Genomic DNA, 14,091 nt, shown 5'->3' with positions numbered 1-14,091 from the left:
TGTTGAATAGTTTGACTTATCTATACTTTTTTGATGTAATATAAATAACGCAAATGCGCGCACTTAGACAACCTCCTGCCAAGAGAAAGGCAAAAAAGATGTACCGCAACACGCTGGAAATACCGGCCCTAGACGTGAGCGTCATATACATAGCACAAGCATTTAAGGCTGCAGCCATATTTGGGCTGCTATGTCTACTGGGGTTTGAGTATCTCAAGTGGGATATGTTGTCTCTGATAACATGGAACCCATACGGCCTTTTAATGGCTTGGCCCATATTGCTATGGGCGACCGCTTGGGCAATCGCGAATTCCATAACCGGTCGCTACGACCAAACGCTCAAAGAGGCCAGAACAAGGATCTTGTCTAGAGCTGTCTGGACATCAATACAGATAGGCTTCTGGGAGGAGCTGATCTATCGATATCTGTCCTTTGGAATCGCGATGATCGTCCTTCCACTCGTAGACTGGATCACCCGCGGGGTAACTAGGTGGGTTTTTGAGAGCTTTCTCATGCCCGCCACACATCTGATGACCTTTGGGGCACTGGAAGGACAAATCCTCACGACCCCTTGGACAGTTGGAGCCGGTATAATCACTGCAAATCTCGTATTTGTAGCAGCCCATGTCTACACTGGCCATAGCATAATCAGCTGTGTTAACGCCTGGTTCGTGGGTCTAGTCCTTTTTTGGCTAGCCCTCCACTACGGTCTGATCACGTCTATGGTAGCGCATAGTGTATACGACGCTGTACTGCTACTGACGCAGGCCCTCAAAGCGAAGTGTGTCAAGACTAGGAGTAGGAGATTACCAGTATAACCGTCTCAGAGAAGCCACTCCAGAATTGTCTGTTGAGTAATCGCTACCACCTGGGGCGGCTTTTCATTTTTACATCTTCGGATTTATATCGTATAAACTTTCATCTGTTATCTGTTACAATGGCCCTATGGCAAAGCCCAAAAAATCATCTTCAAAACCAACCGCACCGATCATCAATCGTCGTGCACGGTTTGACTATGAATTGGGCGACGAAATCATCGCTGGATTAGTACTAACCGGCCCCGAGACTCGATCCGCCCGAGACGGACACGTCCAGCTAAAGGGTGCTTATGTCACAATCCGCTCTGGTGAGCTTTGGCTCAACAACGCTAGCTTTGGTCTAAAAGTTACCGAACGTGGCGTAAGCAACCATCGAAGTATCGACACCTCACCGCGTAAACTACTGGTCAGCAAAAAACAACTTGAGCTATTTAAGGCTCACAAAAAAGAGGGTATGACGATCGTCCCCACCAAACTACTGACAAACAATAAATACATCAAGCTCGTGATCGCCCTAGGCAAGGGCAAGAAGCGCTGGGACAAGCGTGAAACTATCAAGCGACGCGACCTAGACCGCGAGCATAAAAAATCAGTACGACTCCACATATAGGTACATAGACGACCTCTCGCATAGCCCAAAACAGGCTACGTATCTCTTGACTTTATGATACAAAAAGTGCTGTAATATCTATACTGGTTGATCAACCCGATCAGCCCCTTACCAATTGAGGTGAAGAATGAAGAAGCGTCACACACTACAAGTCGCCATAGCTACGCTGACTGCGGCTGTGTCTCTGACGGGTTGCACTACCGGAGGGACCTATAGGATGGTAGTTGATCGGATAGGCGCCACACCCGGCTACTACGGAGATACTATACTTGAAGGGAGAGAAAAGGAAACCGGTGAGCGATGGCAGATCATCTGCTCCACAAGGAGCCAGTATGAATGTGCCCTCGTAAAAGCAGGGGACCAGATCGAGTTCACCCTGACTAGCCAACACGGGCGGCGGATAGCAGACGTGCGTCGTTTATCCGTATCCGATTAGCCTCAATGAGGTCGTGCGTGGGACTACTTTTCCTACGCACGGCCTCGCACAACCACAGCTCGCTTATTCGCGGGCTTTTTCTAATTCTTTGGTTCGAATTGCTGATTCATATAGGGCAACTAGGTCTTTCGCCATCTTGGTAGAGTCAAAGTTCTTAGCGACCTTTAGCGCACCAGCCGAAAGCTCGGCCCGCTTCTTGTCATCTCCTAGCAGATCAGCAAATACTTTCGCAAATGCATCGCCCTCGATTCCATCGGTCAATACCGCGTTCTTTGGTGTCAGCCCCTCGGTCATACGCTCATCACAGTAGACAATCGGCAAACCACAGGCAGCCGCCTCTAGAAAGACCATCGGTTGGTTGTCAAAATGATATGACGCTAGGACAAACAAATCAGCCTGCTTGAGTATACTTGCTACTTGATCACCAGATAGCGCACCCGTAAAAATCACCTGATCAGACAGCCCACGAGAAGCTACCGAGGCAATCAGCTCATCTTCGGTTGGACCATTGCCGACCAACACCAGCTTCACGCCTGGATCATTAAGTTGCTCCATCGCGTCGATCAGTACGTGTTGTCGCTTCTCGGCAGACAATCGGGCAACACAAACAATATATTTTTCGCCAGGAAGCTTAGTTAGCGGCGAGTTCTCCGTAGTCGCCGACGTATATCGGCTCGTGTCGATACAGTTAGGAAATACCGAACTTGGCGTCGTCAAGCCAGCGTTCGTCAGGATCTCCGCTAGGTGTTTTGATGGTGATATACAGTAGTCACAGCGATTTGCAAACTCTGCCGTCAGACGCCAGCCTTGACGCTTCATAATTGACTTGGCATCCTCTTTGCGTAGGTCACGAATATCACTTCGATCCTTAAATGGCAAAATTGGCTTACAACGGAACATAATAGGGTAGCCAAATGTAACCGCGATCAATCCGGCAGAGATCATGAGCGGATAATCATCAATTAGTTCGGTATATAAAGAGTGAATTGTTGTAAAATGCGGAACCCCTTGACGCTTAGCAACACTCATCGCTAACAGACCGAGGTAAAACTGCATGTGACTATGGACAACATCAAACTCATATTTATCGAGCTTCTTAGCTAATCCAGGGTAGATTACAGAGGTAGGCCGTTTTTCGAATACATAGTTGTTGATTGACGGCATCCGAATAATATGGTCATCATGGTCGTCGTGACCAGGCTTATTCGGGGCGATGATATAAACCTCATGGCCTAGGCGCTCCAGCGCCTCACGATAGGTTTTGATAGAAGTTGCAACACCGTGGATGTGCGGCAAGTAGTCATCTGTGAAGAATGCGATTTTCATAATGTTCTTTTATTATATCAGACGCTGTTATCGCGTCGGACAAGGGAGCTAATCGCCTCAAAGTGCAAAATATGCCCAGCTGGACCAGCACTAACAAACCTAGCGTATGGGAGTTTTCTCATCAGATAAGCCCTTGCATCAGAGGTGACAACATTATCGCGCTCACCTAATACGACCGTAATCTGTCGCTGAACATCATCTGGCAGCTGCTCTCCCTTAAAAGGGTTGTCGCGAATTATCATATTTGTCAAAATCGGTGAAACATTTGGAGCAATATAGTGATATTTGCGCCTTTCGGACTCAACTAGCCAGTCATAGGACTGACGATCACTACCACGATACAAGATCTTCACACGAAGCTTCCTGGCTGGCGAAGTATTATATACATACCATGCGATACGATCGGGAACCGCTTGTCCGATACGATTAAGTAGTCGCGACATCAGCGCGACAGTTGGTGTCGGACAACCAAGGATCACATGTGTATGCTTGGACAGAAAACCCTGGGATATGTAGCTATAAACCACGCCTGACGAATAAGAATTACTGACAATCAGCGACGGCTCCACACCAATTGCCACAACCAAGTCACGGAACCATCGGCCCAGATCGTCGAACTTCGTCACATGAATCATCGCTGAACCGCCATGACCGACTAAGTCGGGGCAATAAACACTATAGCCAAGCGCGATATACTCTTCGGCAAGTGGCAACATATCATCCTTACCTCCAGTTACGCCGTGGATGATGATGGCCGACTTTTTAGCGGTCGTATTTGCCTCGAGCCAACAAAATCCGTCACGCGAGACAGTGCGAAAACCTTGGTGCCGAGCCTCTAGAGTTCTATGAGCCATGCGCCTAGCATATACCATTTGCTATACTGTTGTCATGCAGATAAGCGTACTTATCCCTGGTAAAAATGAAGCCGGCACTGTCGACAAACTTCTAAAATCACTCACCAAGCAGACTCGACAGGCTGATCAAGTCGTATTTATCAACTCCCACAGCACCGACGACACACTCGCACACGTCGAAGCATTTAGTGATCGTCTACCGCTTACGATCGTCACCGCCAAGAAACGCGGTGTCGCCAACGCCCGTAATGAGGGTAGCCAAAAAGCGACAGGCGACATGCTCCTGTTTGTCGACGCTGACATTATCCTACCTCCCCAGTTTCTAGCCGACTTTGAACAGCAAGTTACCGCTAGAAATCTAGAAATTGGCGGCTGCACCCAGCGTATGCCATCGAAAAAGCTCAGTATCCGCATAGGCGCTCGTGTCATGAATGGATACCTCCGCCTGATGCAACACACACCGTGGCCGATATCGTTTAGTTGCACCTTTGCAACAAAAAAGGCTTTTGAGTCACTAAACGGCTTTGACCCTACACTCTACATCATGGAGGATTACGACCTGGCTCTACGTGGACATCGTGCAGGCTATAATGTCGGCATCGTAACATCACCGTTCATCGCATCGGATCGTCGATTCATCGAAAACCCATCACAAGGCTGGCGTGGCGTCTACGGCGAGCTATATCGATACACCCACGGCCTACGTGTTACAAAACCGATATACGAGTATGAGATGGGCGGCAAGTCAAAAACCGACAAAAATGCTCCAGACTAAGCCGTATCAAGGTTGCTAGAGGCTATTTTAGGTAGTGTTTGATTAACCGAATTACTGGTAGCGCCATCGTATCAAATGGCAACTCAATACTCCGATCAATAATTACGTATGGACACGAATCTGTCTCTGGCAACTTCGCAGGTAGTTCGCTCACAAGATATTTTGGCGCACCAGCTGGCGGAACAACTGGCTGAATAGCTCGTTCACGATCAGCTTGGTTACGTGTTTTTATCTGCTCTATCAGCTCATCGACACGTTTTTTAGTTTCATCATCCAACTCTAGATAAGGCTTCGGCATCAGACCCAATGTCCGCTGAGCACTGACGACTGGATCGCAAACAAAAAACAACCCCAATACATGATTACAAAGGCCTTCGCTCTCTAAAGCATCACCAACCTCAGTCAGCGCCCGCCCATCGAGCAGTATCGTATCAAACCCCTCTGCTCGTGCGTCACGAAGCCACTTGCGAAGCAGTCCGTCTTTGAACGACTGACTTAGCGGTCGGGTACCTACTTTTGCGCTATTTACACCGATCAACGGCGTATAGAACAACGCGCTACGCTCCGCTTTTGTCATGCGATACACCTCCTTGACCCGCCTGACACCACGCTCTTGGTTGCGCACATCAGCTAGGTAGGTGTCTATCGCTCCCGTATCATCTAGGTCAATGCCATCCTCTGTCATCATCACGACCAACACACGAAACACCTGGCCCGCGTCAATTAACATGACTTTTCGATGATCGACATCACGAAGATAATCTTTGACGAGACTAACAATCGTCCCTTTACCGCTTCTTGCGTCTCCGTCAAATGTTATTAGCTTAGGTAGGGGGTTATCCATTAGTTATTAGTATAGCCTATCTCTCTAGCAAAATCGCGTGATGAGATGGTCTATCTCTACTAGATTATTGACTTTTTTGCTATTTTTTATCATAATTATAGCAACGGCTCAACCTGAGCTGTAGTGCAGTTTTCGACTGCATTCACAACGTAGAAGGGACAAAATGAAAAAGTCGCGCCTTGTAATCATCCTGGTGGCAGTAGCCGTCCTAACGGCCCTGTTTGTCTGGCAGGGAGGAGGGAGTGCGAGTGAGGAAAGCACTCCTCCTGCACCCCCAGCTAGCACAACAGTGGCAACTTTCTCAGATATCTATAAGGCCCTTGGCCCGTGGGTTCCTGTGGACCCACTAAGGCCGACAGGACAGAAAGTCGTCCTGTCGCGAGTTAACGGTACTCTCGAAGAGGGAAGTAGAGCCATCGTGCGCGATGAGGCCTGGCGTGAAACGAAAGCGCCGACCACGTCGTTTACTTACGACATGCGAGACGGCTACGCCAGACTAGCTGTGGATAATTGGTTTGCCCAAGAGGTAAACTACGAGCAAGCCTTCATCTTTGAAATCGAACCCTCAGCAGTTTATATAATCACTGCGGACGGTACCCTATACTGCAGGGAAACTTCCGCCATCCTTAGTCCTTAAAAATGGGTCCACTGGACGAGATAAACTCTCGTCCAGTGGGTCTAACCCCCAAATAACGCTTCTTTTTCGCCCTAAAAACCAGGGCGTTTTTTGATACCTTGATATACTTAGACACATGAAACTATACTCATGGAATGTCAATGGAATTCGCGCCGTCATAAACAAAGGCGCCCTGCAACAATTTATCGCCGAACACGACCCTGATATTCTGTGCCTACAGGAGACAAAAGCCTCTCGCGATCAGGTTGAGATTGATTTACCTCAGTACGAAGAGCATTTTTTTTCTGCTATAAAAAAAGGCTATTCTGGTACGGCAATTTTTTCGAAAACTCCTGCTATCCGCTATATCGACGGCTTCCCCGATGAGATTATCACGCAATTTGCGCTAACAGGCGACAGTTACGGCGACCCAAACGCCGAAGGGCGCATAATTTCGGCGGAATTCGATAATTATTGGGTAGTCACTTGCTATACACCAAATTCAAAAGGAGACTTGTCTCGTCTATCCTTGCGCTACGACAAGTGGGATAGGGCGGTGCTAGCACACCTCAAGCAACTCGAAGCGACCAAGCCAGTACTCTACTGTGGTGATATGAACGTCGCTCACGCTGAGATTGATCTAGCAAACCCAAAAGCCAACGTCGGTAAGCACGGCTTCACAAACGAAGAGCGAGAGAGGTTTCAGGATTTTCTGGACGCAGGGTTTGTCGACACCTTTCGCATGGCCCACCCAGATACGCCAGGTAAGTACACCTGGTGGACGCACTGGGCAAATGCTCGAGCGCGCAACGTTGGCTGGCGTATCGACTACTGGCTAGCTAGCCACGATATCGCTTCTTGTGTCAAAAATCCGCAGATTCACCCCGATGTCATGGGTAGCGATCACTGTCCAGTTAGTATCGAGATATAACGCCCTCTACATTGCCTCAAACAGAGGTACGTGTTATAATAAGCCAGTAATCTCGCTATTTCGTCAAGAGGAGGATTTATGACGAACCACGACCCAGCGCGACAAAAGCCAGGTAAGCTTGCGGTTTTTGACCTCGATGGCACATTATTTCGCTGGCAATTGTACCATGAACTTGTCTTCAAACTAAAAGACAAAGGCTGCTTCCGCGACGACGTCGCCGAACAGCTAGACGAAGCTCTTTTGGGCTGGACGTCTCGTCGTACCTCTTTTCATGACTACGAAAAGAAGATGATTAAACTGTTTTCCAGCGAGCTACCACGTATTCCGACGCAGATTTTCGACCAAACCGCCAAAGAAACCGTCAGCTCAAGTAGTCACAAGATATACCGCTACACCCATCGATTACTCAAGCAACTCAAAGATGAGGGATATTTTCTACTTGCTTTGAGCGGTTCACAGCAAGAGCTAGTCGACCAATTCGCTAAACTCTACGGTTTTGACGATTGGATTGGGTCATTATACGAACGAAATGAGCAGGGCTTTACTGGCGGGATCGTTCGAAATGTGCCAAAAGACAAAGCAGGGATAGTCACCACCTACGCCGACAAGCATGGCTATGATCTACTAGACGCCCTAGCCATCGGCGACTCGGAAAGCGATATCGGTATACTGGAACTGGTCGGTACACCCATCGCCTTTAATCCCGCTGGAGACCTCCTCGGAACGGCTCACGAAAGAGGTTGGCGAATCGTAGTTGAACGAAAGAATATCGCTTACCAGATGATCAAGCAGCCAGACGGCACGCTGGCAGTTACCGATATGACCGTTTACTAATCGCTTATGCATGACAATCACCCCCCTAGGGCGTATACTACGACAACTATGGCAAAGCAAAAGTTTGCAGTATTTGATATCGATGGCACGCTATTTCGTAGCGGTCTATATCGTGAGGTCGCCTATGAACTGATGAAAATGGGTGCATTGCCCGACGATATCCTCGAAGAGACAACCATGGCCAATCGCAAGTGGCGCCATCGAATCCACGGTAATGCCTTTGAAGAATTTGATATGCTCGTCGTTGATCGCATCGACCACATACTGCCACAGCTACGTATCGACGACTACGAAGAGGCCGCCCAGATGGTTATCGACAAGCGTGCCGACAATGTCTACGTCTACACACGCGATTTAATTCGCCAACTTAAAGAAGAGGGTTATTTCTTGATTGCAATCTCTGGCTCACAGATCGAACTTGTCGAGCCGTTTGCCGCCAAATACGGTTTCGATGTCTGGGTCGGCCAGCAGTGGGAGCGTGGTGATGAATACTTCACCGGAAACATCATCAAAACCCACACCAACAAAGACATCATCCTAAAAGACCTCATAAAAAAGCATAAACTAACCCTAAAAGATAGCATCGCTGTAGGTGACAGCAACGGCGATCGCCACATGCTAAAACTTGTCGACAATCCGATAGCGTTTAATCCAACCGCTGAGTTATACGAGCAGGCGATTAACAACAAGTGGAAAATTGTTATCGAACGCAAAAATATGATGTATACACTTGAGCCAAACGACGATAATTATCGACTTACACAAGCTACACCGCACTAGCGTATACTAGGGGAGTGACGATACATCCATATTGGCATCAACAAGCCATTGATAAGCCACTTTTTCCAGATATAGAGTGGCAAAAACCCGAGCAACGCAGTATGCGCGGTAAGCTCGGCATAGTCGGCGGCAATAAACTCGGATTCGCCGGAGTTGCTGAAAGCTATTCAACCGCCCAAGAGGCCGGTGCTGGCACTGTGCGAGTTTTACTACCAGACTGCCTGAGAAAAATGATCCCGACCAGTATGACCGATGTCGTATTTGCTGATTGCAACCAAAGTGGCGGATTGTCGCACGACGCTCTCGGCGAGCTTCTAGCACTAGGTGCATGGTCAGACTGCGTACTACTAGCTGGCGATGCTGGACGCAGTAGCGAAACAGCACTTGTCTACAGTGACTTTATCCGTGAATACACCGGCCCGCTAGTCATCACACGCGACGCCATCGACCTCGTTAGAAATGATACTGAGGCCCTTGTTGATCGACCAGAAACAACCCTGGTACTGAGCTTTGCCCAGCTCCAAAAGCTGTTTCGGTCGATTTATTATCCAAAGATGTTGACTTTTAGCATGCAACTGATGCAACTTGTCGAAACACTTCATAAGTTTACAGCCATATATCCAGTAACGATCGTTGTGCTACATCGCGAAAATCTCATTGTCGCACACGGTGGGGAAGTCACGACGACAAAATGGGACAACCCTATGGCAATCTGGCGCGGACACACCGCCACCAGAATAGCAAGCTATCTAATGTGGACACCAAATCAGCCGCTCGAAGCAATCAGCACCAGCTTGATTAAGTAAGTCTCGGCAATCAAGCAACCTCTAGCTATTTTTGAGCTTTTTAAGCAACTACCTCAAACCACCGAAAAGTGCTTGATCCGATACTACCATATATCTAGGCATCCTTTAGAAGCTTGTTCATAGTATTCACATCACCAGGAGGGCTTTAGTACAAAATACATCAACTTGGTGGGCCGGGCGGGACTTGAACCCGCACGAGATATTTCTCACCAGATTTTGAGTCTAGCGCGTCTACCAATTCCGCCACCAGCCCATCAAGTTAATATATTTTAAATTACCGACTAGACAAACCCTTTTTACGCATAGCGTCAAACAGGCCCTACTCATTGTATATCAACGTCCTCTGAAATTAAACAGACCAGTGTCGATAAGCAGACAACAACCGAACCTGACATACACCTCTATTATAGCATAAGATATAGATTTTTACAATATATCACCTCTGTTAATGAGAGCTTTTGACACCAAAAAGCATAATCGTTATTAGAGTGGCGTGATATAATTAGAAAAGAATATTCTACTATGCGTCCAGAAGATTCAAGACCCACCAACCCCCTTGTCATCCCATCTCGCCAGACGGTGGGCGGCTTGTCGTCGACAAAGCGGCAAGCTAGTAACGATGCAGCAGCAGAAGTGGTACGAAATCAAATAGACAATATCTACCGGCAAGACCCAAACCTAACAACAACTGCCCAGTCCACCCCTCCGAACCAGCCATTATCACCTCCGCAAACTCAGCCCGCAACTCAGCCAATCGGGTCCGCCAAAGACACAAACGGTATGCAACCAGGACCCGGTGCGGTCAATATGCAAGTAGCAAATCAGCAGGCTAACGTACCAAACCCGTACGAACGAACTCCTCAGCAACACCGTCAAATTCAAGCCAACGAATGGAAACAGTACCATAGCGCTTGGCAGAATTATTACCAGCAATACTACGAGCGCTACTATGTTGGACAGGTTCACGCTGCAAAAAAATCCCTCGAAGCGACCGTACAAACCCAGAACAACAAAAGCAAAGACGATTCAATCAGCACCGACGAGGCAATGCACGACCTGCGGAGTAGACTACGCCATCAGATCAACGAACGTGCCAAAAAGGTCCGCAAGAGCCGTCATTTTGTCCCCGTATTAGCCGCAGTGATGGTGATGTTGATATTTCTGTTTCTCCAATATAACCGTGTCCTTTTCTCGAATGTTAGCGCTTATATCACACCCGGGAACATGGATCCAGCAACGCTTATCGTCGATCCAAATGCATCGTCAACCGTCTCGTCTGATCCGCGCCTCATAATTCCAAAAATCAATGTCGACGCACCAATCGTCTGGGACGCAAACGCTGCCAGCAAAGAATCACTTGACGCCGCAATGGACAAGGGGGTCGCTTGGTTTAATATCCAGGGCGCAAGCGCACGACCAGGTGAAAAAGGCAACTTCGTCCTGTCCGGACACTCATCAAACGACTGGCTCGACAGAGGTGATTATAAGTTTATTTTTGCTCCACTCGAGCGCATGAAAGCGGGCGACACTATATATGTCAACTACAATAGCACCCGCTACGTCTACACGATCACCCACACAAAGGTCGTTAAACCAACTGACGTTGCCGCTCTACAGACTGGTACCGACAAGCCACACATGACACTTGTAACCTGTACACCTCTTGGTACAGACCGCGACCGACTGCTTGTATTTGCTGATCAAGTCAGCCCTGATCCAAACGGCGCGACAACCGCCAAACAAGACACTAACACTTCTGCAAATGCCACAAAGATGCCAGCGAACTCACCAACATTCCTCCAGCGACTATTTGGTGCTCGCTAGACTAAACCAAATATCAGTCTATTCGATCATTCTGATACGTTGAAGCTTTATCTCTAAACCAGCCTGCGCAAAGTAGTATAGATAGGTGTTGCCATCGGCCATAAAGGCTGGCTGTTTCACAATATTTTGAGCAAACACCTGAGCATTTGTACCGTCAAAATCATAAAAGCTACCGCGCCCGTCACTAGTATTTATCAAGTGATAGCCATCCATCCACTCTGGCTCACGATCAAGCGGTGTCGACAACGTAACCACCGAGGAATGTAATAACTCTAGATCATAAGTAGTGATCTTCGTGCCTTTTGCGGCATAAACAAACCGATTCTCACTGGGCGATAGACCGAGATAATCAGCCCCGCCAGGAATTTGATACGACGCTACGTCTTTGAGCTCAATAGAGGCCTTTGTGTCACTCGACGGTAAATTACCTCTATAAATATCAACCGTATCGCCATGCGAAATCACAACGTATCGCTGACTATAATAAATCCCGGTCGAGATATGCAGTGGATCAGTAGAGATATCAGCATAAGATTTCAACTGCTTAGCGGTTGATGAACCAGAACTAAGGTATCCAACACTACGCGCACCTTTCTCGTCTGTTAGCGTCGTATACACGACCGTATCGCGGTCTGGCATCGAAAACTCAGCCACATTAGACACTAACGGACCAGTTATAGTCGACTGCTCCAGATCCGCTCTACGCAGTTCATGGCTCATCGTCAAAATATAAGCCATTCCACTATTCGCCATCGAGTAACGAACATTTGCAATATCGACTCCCAAAGAAGTTGTGATATTACGAGAATGAGACAAGTCATCAGTATCAACCGAAAGATACTCGGTCTTGTCGCCATAAACATGTTTCACGATGAGATATCGATTATTAGCGTCCCACATCATCAGAGAAAAGTCCGACGTCGTACCTTCGCCAGGTACAGTATAGATGCCAGCTGGGATTGTCAGTTTTTTCGTTTCGGGCTTATCTGTGTTGATCGTCGTCATCGAGATCACAGGTTGCGACGAGGACTCAAAGAGAGCTAGCTTCTTGTGATTTGGAGCAACAAGTGGCGTAACTACACCAGTATAGGTAGCACCGGTTGAAACTTTAGGAGCGACTGGCAGTAACTGCGCATAATTTAGCCACAACACACTACCCGGTTTTACGTTCACGGTTTTTTTCCATGTCGTGTAACCCTCGCGAGAAATCATAACCTCGTGCGGACCAGCCGAAAGGGTAATTTTGCTTGCCGTACGGTTAGCAAGCGCCATCCCGTCAACCGAAACCGTCGCACCCGTCGGACGAGAATTAAACTGAACCAAGCCACCCTGTTCAAGCTTTCCATCAAAATGATTAAACCTATAGCCCTGTGTAATCAGAATCAGCACCACAACAATCGAAATAACCGAAAGTACCATCAAAAAATATATAAACGCTAGTTGAGTACGCTTTTTGCGCTTACTTGGTGCATGATACATACACCAACATTATACCTTGTCGACCCCAAAAACAACACTTGCACCCAGCGAGGGTGATAAGCTATGATAAAGTAAGCATGAGCAGGGTAGGCTCTTTATAGCAGGGGAGAAATACATGACCAAACAAACTATATCAGTAAATGGCACCGTCTATGACGCACAGACGGGCATGCCACTGCGTGTAGAGCGGGGTAACACCACTGCACCACGACAGCACAATGCGCGCCATATGCACGCTCAGCCACAACGCTCAAAAACACTTAATCGAAAATATGTTCGTCGTGAAGCGAAAGAACCCGCCCCAAAGGCTACCAATCAAACCGCAAACCCTACCATCATCACCCGTCCAAAACCAGTGCGAGCTCCTGCCGCTACTCAGAGCGAGCAAATCACCCACTTCACAAAACCCACGCCCAAGCAGATCACTCCCGTCGCCGTAGACCTTGCTCCTACCAAGCACCATCTAGCTGAACGCGCCAGTATCCGGATGTCCGCCAAGCGACCAGTGGAGCGTATGGTCAAGCCTTCACAAGTACTCAAACAAGAGGCTATCAGCCAAGCAAGTGCTAAAATGCAGCCAAAGTCCCTCAAAAAAGACATCAAACCAGCCAAAAAACACCGTTCAATTGGTAGGTTTTTGAGTATTGCTTCAGCCTCGCTAGCCATCCTCGTGCTCGGAGGTTATCTAACATATCTAAACATGCCAGCCTTATCGACTCGCGTAGCAGCCTCACAAGCTGGCATTAGTGCCTCGTACCCCAGCTACCAACCAAGTGGCTATAGCCTAAACGGCCCCATTACATACCAGCAAGGGAGCGTTACCATGAAATTCGCCGCCAACGGTGGACCACAAAACTTTACGCTATCACAGACTCGATCAGACTGGGACTCTAGTGCTGTTCTCGAAAATTACGTCTCACCACAAGCTGGTAAAAACTACACAACAACTACGACCGGCGGCCTAACTATCTATGCCTACGGTAGCAATGCTGTTTGGGTCAACAATGGAATCCTCTACACTATATCCGGCAACGCAACGCTTTCTGGTGACCAAATTCAGCGTATCGCAACCAGTCTATAGCAGCTACTAGCCAATAAGCCAAAAACATCCTTTTAGGTAGTCTGGAATTGACTAGCTTACATCTGTTATACTGTTGG

General features: G+C 48.0%; 14 protein-coding genes and 1 tRNA gene. 10 read left to right on the top strand and 5 right to left on the bottom strand.

From position 1 onward, the window contains the following. Positions 1–53: 53 nt before the first annotated feature. A complete protein-coding gene (locus GWK75_01870; protein ID QHU91199.1) occupies positions 54–818 on the top strand; it encodes a CPBP family intramembrane metalloprotease in 765 nt (254 codons plus the stop codon). Between the two features lie 127 nt (positions 819–945). After that, positions 946–1,428, top strand: coding sequence for an SsrA-binding protein SmpB (gene smpB, locus GWK75_01865; GenBank protein QHU91198.1), 483 nt, complete (start codon positions 946–948; stop codon positions 1,426–1,428). Positions 1,429–1,927: 499 nt separating this feature from the next. Here smpB and GWK75_01860 read toward each other — a convergent pair whose 3' ends face one another. Both GWK75_01860 and GWK75_01855 read right to left on the bottom strand, forming a co-directional pair. Then, on the bottom strand, positions 1,928–3,190 hold the full coding sequence (locus GWK75_01860) for a glycosyltransferase (protein QHU91197.1): 1,263 nt from the start codon (positions 3,188–3,190) through the stop codon (positions 1,928–1,930). 17 nt (positions 3,191–3,207) lie between these two features. Next, positions 3,208–4,044: an alpha/beta fold hydrolase gene (locus tag GWK75_01855; GenBank protein QHU91196.1), complete on the bottom strand. Its 837-nt coding sequence runs from the start codon at positions 4,042–4,044 to the stop codon at positions 3,208–3,210. Positions 4,045–4,078: 34 nt separating this feature from the next. Between GWK75_01855 and GWK75_01850 the strand changes: the two genes are divergently transcribed. Further along, the gene (locus GWK75_01850; protein ID QHU91195.1) at positions 4,079–4,819 is read left to right on the top strand and encodes a glycosyltransferase; all 741 of its coding nucleotides are present in this window, start codon (positions 4,079–4,081) and stop codon (positions 4,817–4,819) included. Between the two features lie 22 nt (positions 4,820–4,841). Here the strand turns inward: GWK75_01850 and GWK75_01845 are convergent, their stop codons facing one another. Then, positions 4,842–5,663, bottom strand: a complete 822-nt coding sequence (locus GWK75_01845) for a hypothetical protein (GenBank protein QHU91194.1) — start codon at positions 5,661–5,663, stop codon at positions 4,842–4,844. A gap of 163 nt (positions 5,664–5,826) precedes the next feature. Here GWK75_01845 and GWK75_01840 point away from each other — a divergent pair, with 163 nt between their 5' ends. The 5 genes from GWK75_01840 (at position 5,827) to GWK75_01820 (ending at position 9,630) form a co-directional block, all read left to right on the top strand. Further along, positions 5,827–6,300, top strand: a complete 474-nt coding sequence (locus tag GWK75_01840; protein QHU91193.1) for a hypothetical protein — start codon at positions 5,827–5,829, stop codon at positions 6,298–6,300. 115 nt (positions 6,301–6,415) lie between these two features. Beyond that, complete coding sequence (gene xth / locus GWK75_01835) at positions 6,416–7,210, top strand: exodeoxyribonuclease III (GenBank protein QHU91192.1); 795 nt, start codon at positions 6,416–6,418, stop codon at positions 7,208–7,210. Between the two features lie 78 nt (positions 7,211–7,288). After that, positions 7,289–8,044, top strand: coding sequence for an HAD-IB family phosphatase (locus GWK75_01830; GenBank protein ID QHU91191.1), 756 nt, complete (start codon positions 7,289–7,291; stop codon positions 8,042–8,044). A 48-nt stretch (positions 8,045–8,092) separates the two neighbouring features. Next, complete coding sequence (locus GWK75_01825; GenBank protein QHU91190.1) at positions 8,093–8,824, top strand: HAD-IB family hydrolase; 732 nt, start codon at positions 8,093–8,095, stop codon at positions 8,822–8,824. Between the two features lie 101 nt (positions 8,825–8,925). Next, positions 8,926–9,630: a hypothetical protein gene (locus GWK75_01820; protein ID QHU91706.1), complete on the top strand. Its 705-nt coding sequence runs from the start codon at positions 8,926–8,928 to the stop codon at positions 9,628–9,630. 166 nt (positions 9,631–9,796) lie between these two features. On the opposite strand, the gene GWK75_01815 is transcribed toward GWK75_01820, so the two are convergent. Then, a tRNA-Leu gene (locus GWK75_01815) sits at positions 9,797–9,883 on the bottom strand. A 269-nt stretch (positions 9,884–10,152) separates the two neighbouring features. Between GWK75_01815 and GWK75_01810 the strand changes: the two genes are divergently transcribed. Then, positions 10,153–11,454, top strand: a complete 1,302-nt coding sequence (locus tag GWK75_01810; protein QHU91189.1) for a sortase — start codon at positions 10,153–10,155, stop codon at positions 11,452–11,454. Between the two features lie 18 nt (positions 11,455–11,472). On the opposite strand, the gene GWK75_01805 is transcribed toward GWK75_01810, so the two are convergent. Next, positions 11,473–12,933 carry a PEGA domain-containing protein gene (locus GWK75_01805; protein ID QHU91188.1) on the bottom strand — a complete coding sequence of 487 codons (1,461 nt, stop codon included), beginning with the start codon at positions 12,931–12,933 and terminating at the stop codon, positions 11,473–11,475. 115 nt (positions 12,934–13,048) lie between these two features. Here GWK75_01805 and GWK75_01800 point away from each other — a divergent pair, with 115 nt between their 5' ends. Next, on the top strand, positions 13,049–14,014 hold the full coding sequence (locus GWK75_01800) for a DUF4367 domain-containing protein (GenBank protein ID QHU91187.1): 966 nt from the start codon (positions 13,049–13,051) through the stop codon (positions 14,012–14,014). Positions 14,015–14,091 lie beyond the last annotated feature (77 nt).

This window comes from Candidatus Saccharibacteria bacterium oral taxon 955 (assembly GCA_010202265.1).
GTDB lineage: Bacteria > Patescibacteriota > Saccharimonadia > Saccharimonadales > Saccharimonadaceae > Saccharimonas.
This window is presented reverse-complemented; position numbering and strand designations above follow the sequence as displayed.

What these genes read in the sequence shown, in the direction of transcription:
- GWK75_01870 (QHU91199.1), top strand. Translation starts at nt 54, where the DNA reads ATGCGCGCACTTAGACAACCTCCTGCCAAGAGAAAGGCAAAAAAGATG.
- smpB (QHU91198.1), top strand. Translation starts at nt 946, where the DNA reads ATGGCAAAGCCCAAAAAATCATCTTCAAAACCAACCGCACCGATCATC.
- GWK75_01860 (QHU91197.1), bottom strand. Translation starts at nt 3,190, where the DNA reads ATGAAAATCGCATTCTTCACAGATGACTACTTGCCGCACATCCACGGT.
- GWK75_01855 (QHU91196.1), bottom strand. Translation starts at nt 4,044, where the DNA reads ATGGCTCATAGAACTCTAGAGGCTCGGCACCAAGGTTTTCGCACTGTC.
- GWK75_01850 (QHU91195.1), top strand. Translation starts at nt 4,079, where the DNA reads ATGCAGATAAGCGTACTTATCCCTGGTAAAAATGAAGCCGGCACTGTC.
- GWK75_01845 (QHU91194.1), bottom strand. Translation starts at nt 5,663, where the DNA reads ATGGATAACCCCCTACCTAAGCTAATAACATTTGACGGAGACGCAAGA.
- GWK75_01840 (QHU91193.1), top strand. Translation starts at nt 5,827, where the DNA reads ATGAAAAAGTCGCGCCTTGTAATCATCCTGGTGGCAGTAGCCGTCCTA.
- xth (QHU91192.1), top strand. Translation starts at nt 6,416, where the DNA reads ATGAAACTATACTCATGGAATGTCAATGGAATTCGCGCCGTCATAAAC.
- GWK75_01830 (QHU91191.1), top strand. Translation starts at nt 7,289, where the DNA reads ATGACGAACCACGACCCAGCGCGACAAAAGCCAGGTAAGCTTGCGGTT.
- GWK75_01825 (QHU91190.1), top strand. Translation starts at nt 8,093, where the DNA reads ATGGCAAAGCAAAAGTTTGCAGTATTTGATATCGATGGCACGCTATTT.
- GWK75_01820 (QHU91706.1), top strand. Translation starts at nt 8,926, where the DNA reads ATGCGCGGTAAGCTCGGCATAGTCGGCGGCAATAAACTCGGATTCGCC.
- GWK75_01810 (QHU91189.1), top strand. Translation starts at nt 10,153, where the DNA reads ATGCGTCCAGAAGATTCAAGACCCACCAACCCCCTTGTCATCCCATCT.
- GWK75_01805 (QHU91188.1), bottom strand. Translation starts at nt 12,933, where the DNA reads ATGTATCATGCACCAAGTAAGCGCAAAAAGCGTACTCAACTAGCGTTT.
- GWK75_01800 (QHU91187.1), top strand. Translation starts at nt 13,049, where the DNA reads ATGACCAAACAAACTATATCAGTAAATGGCACCGTCTATGACGCACAG.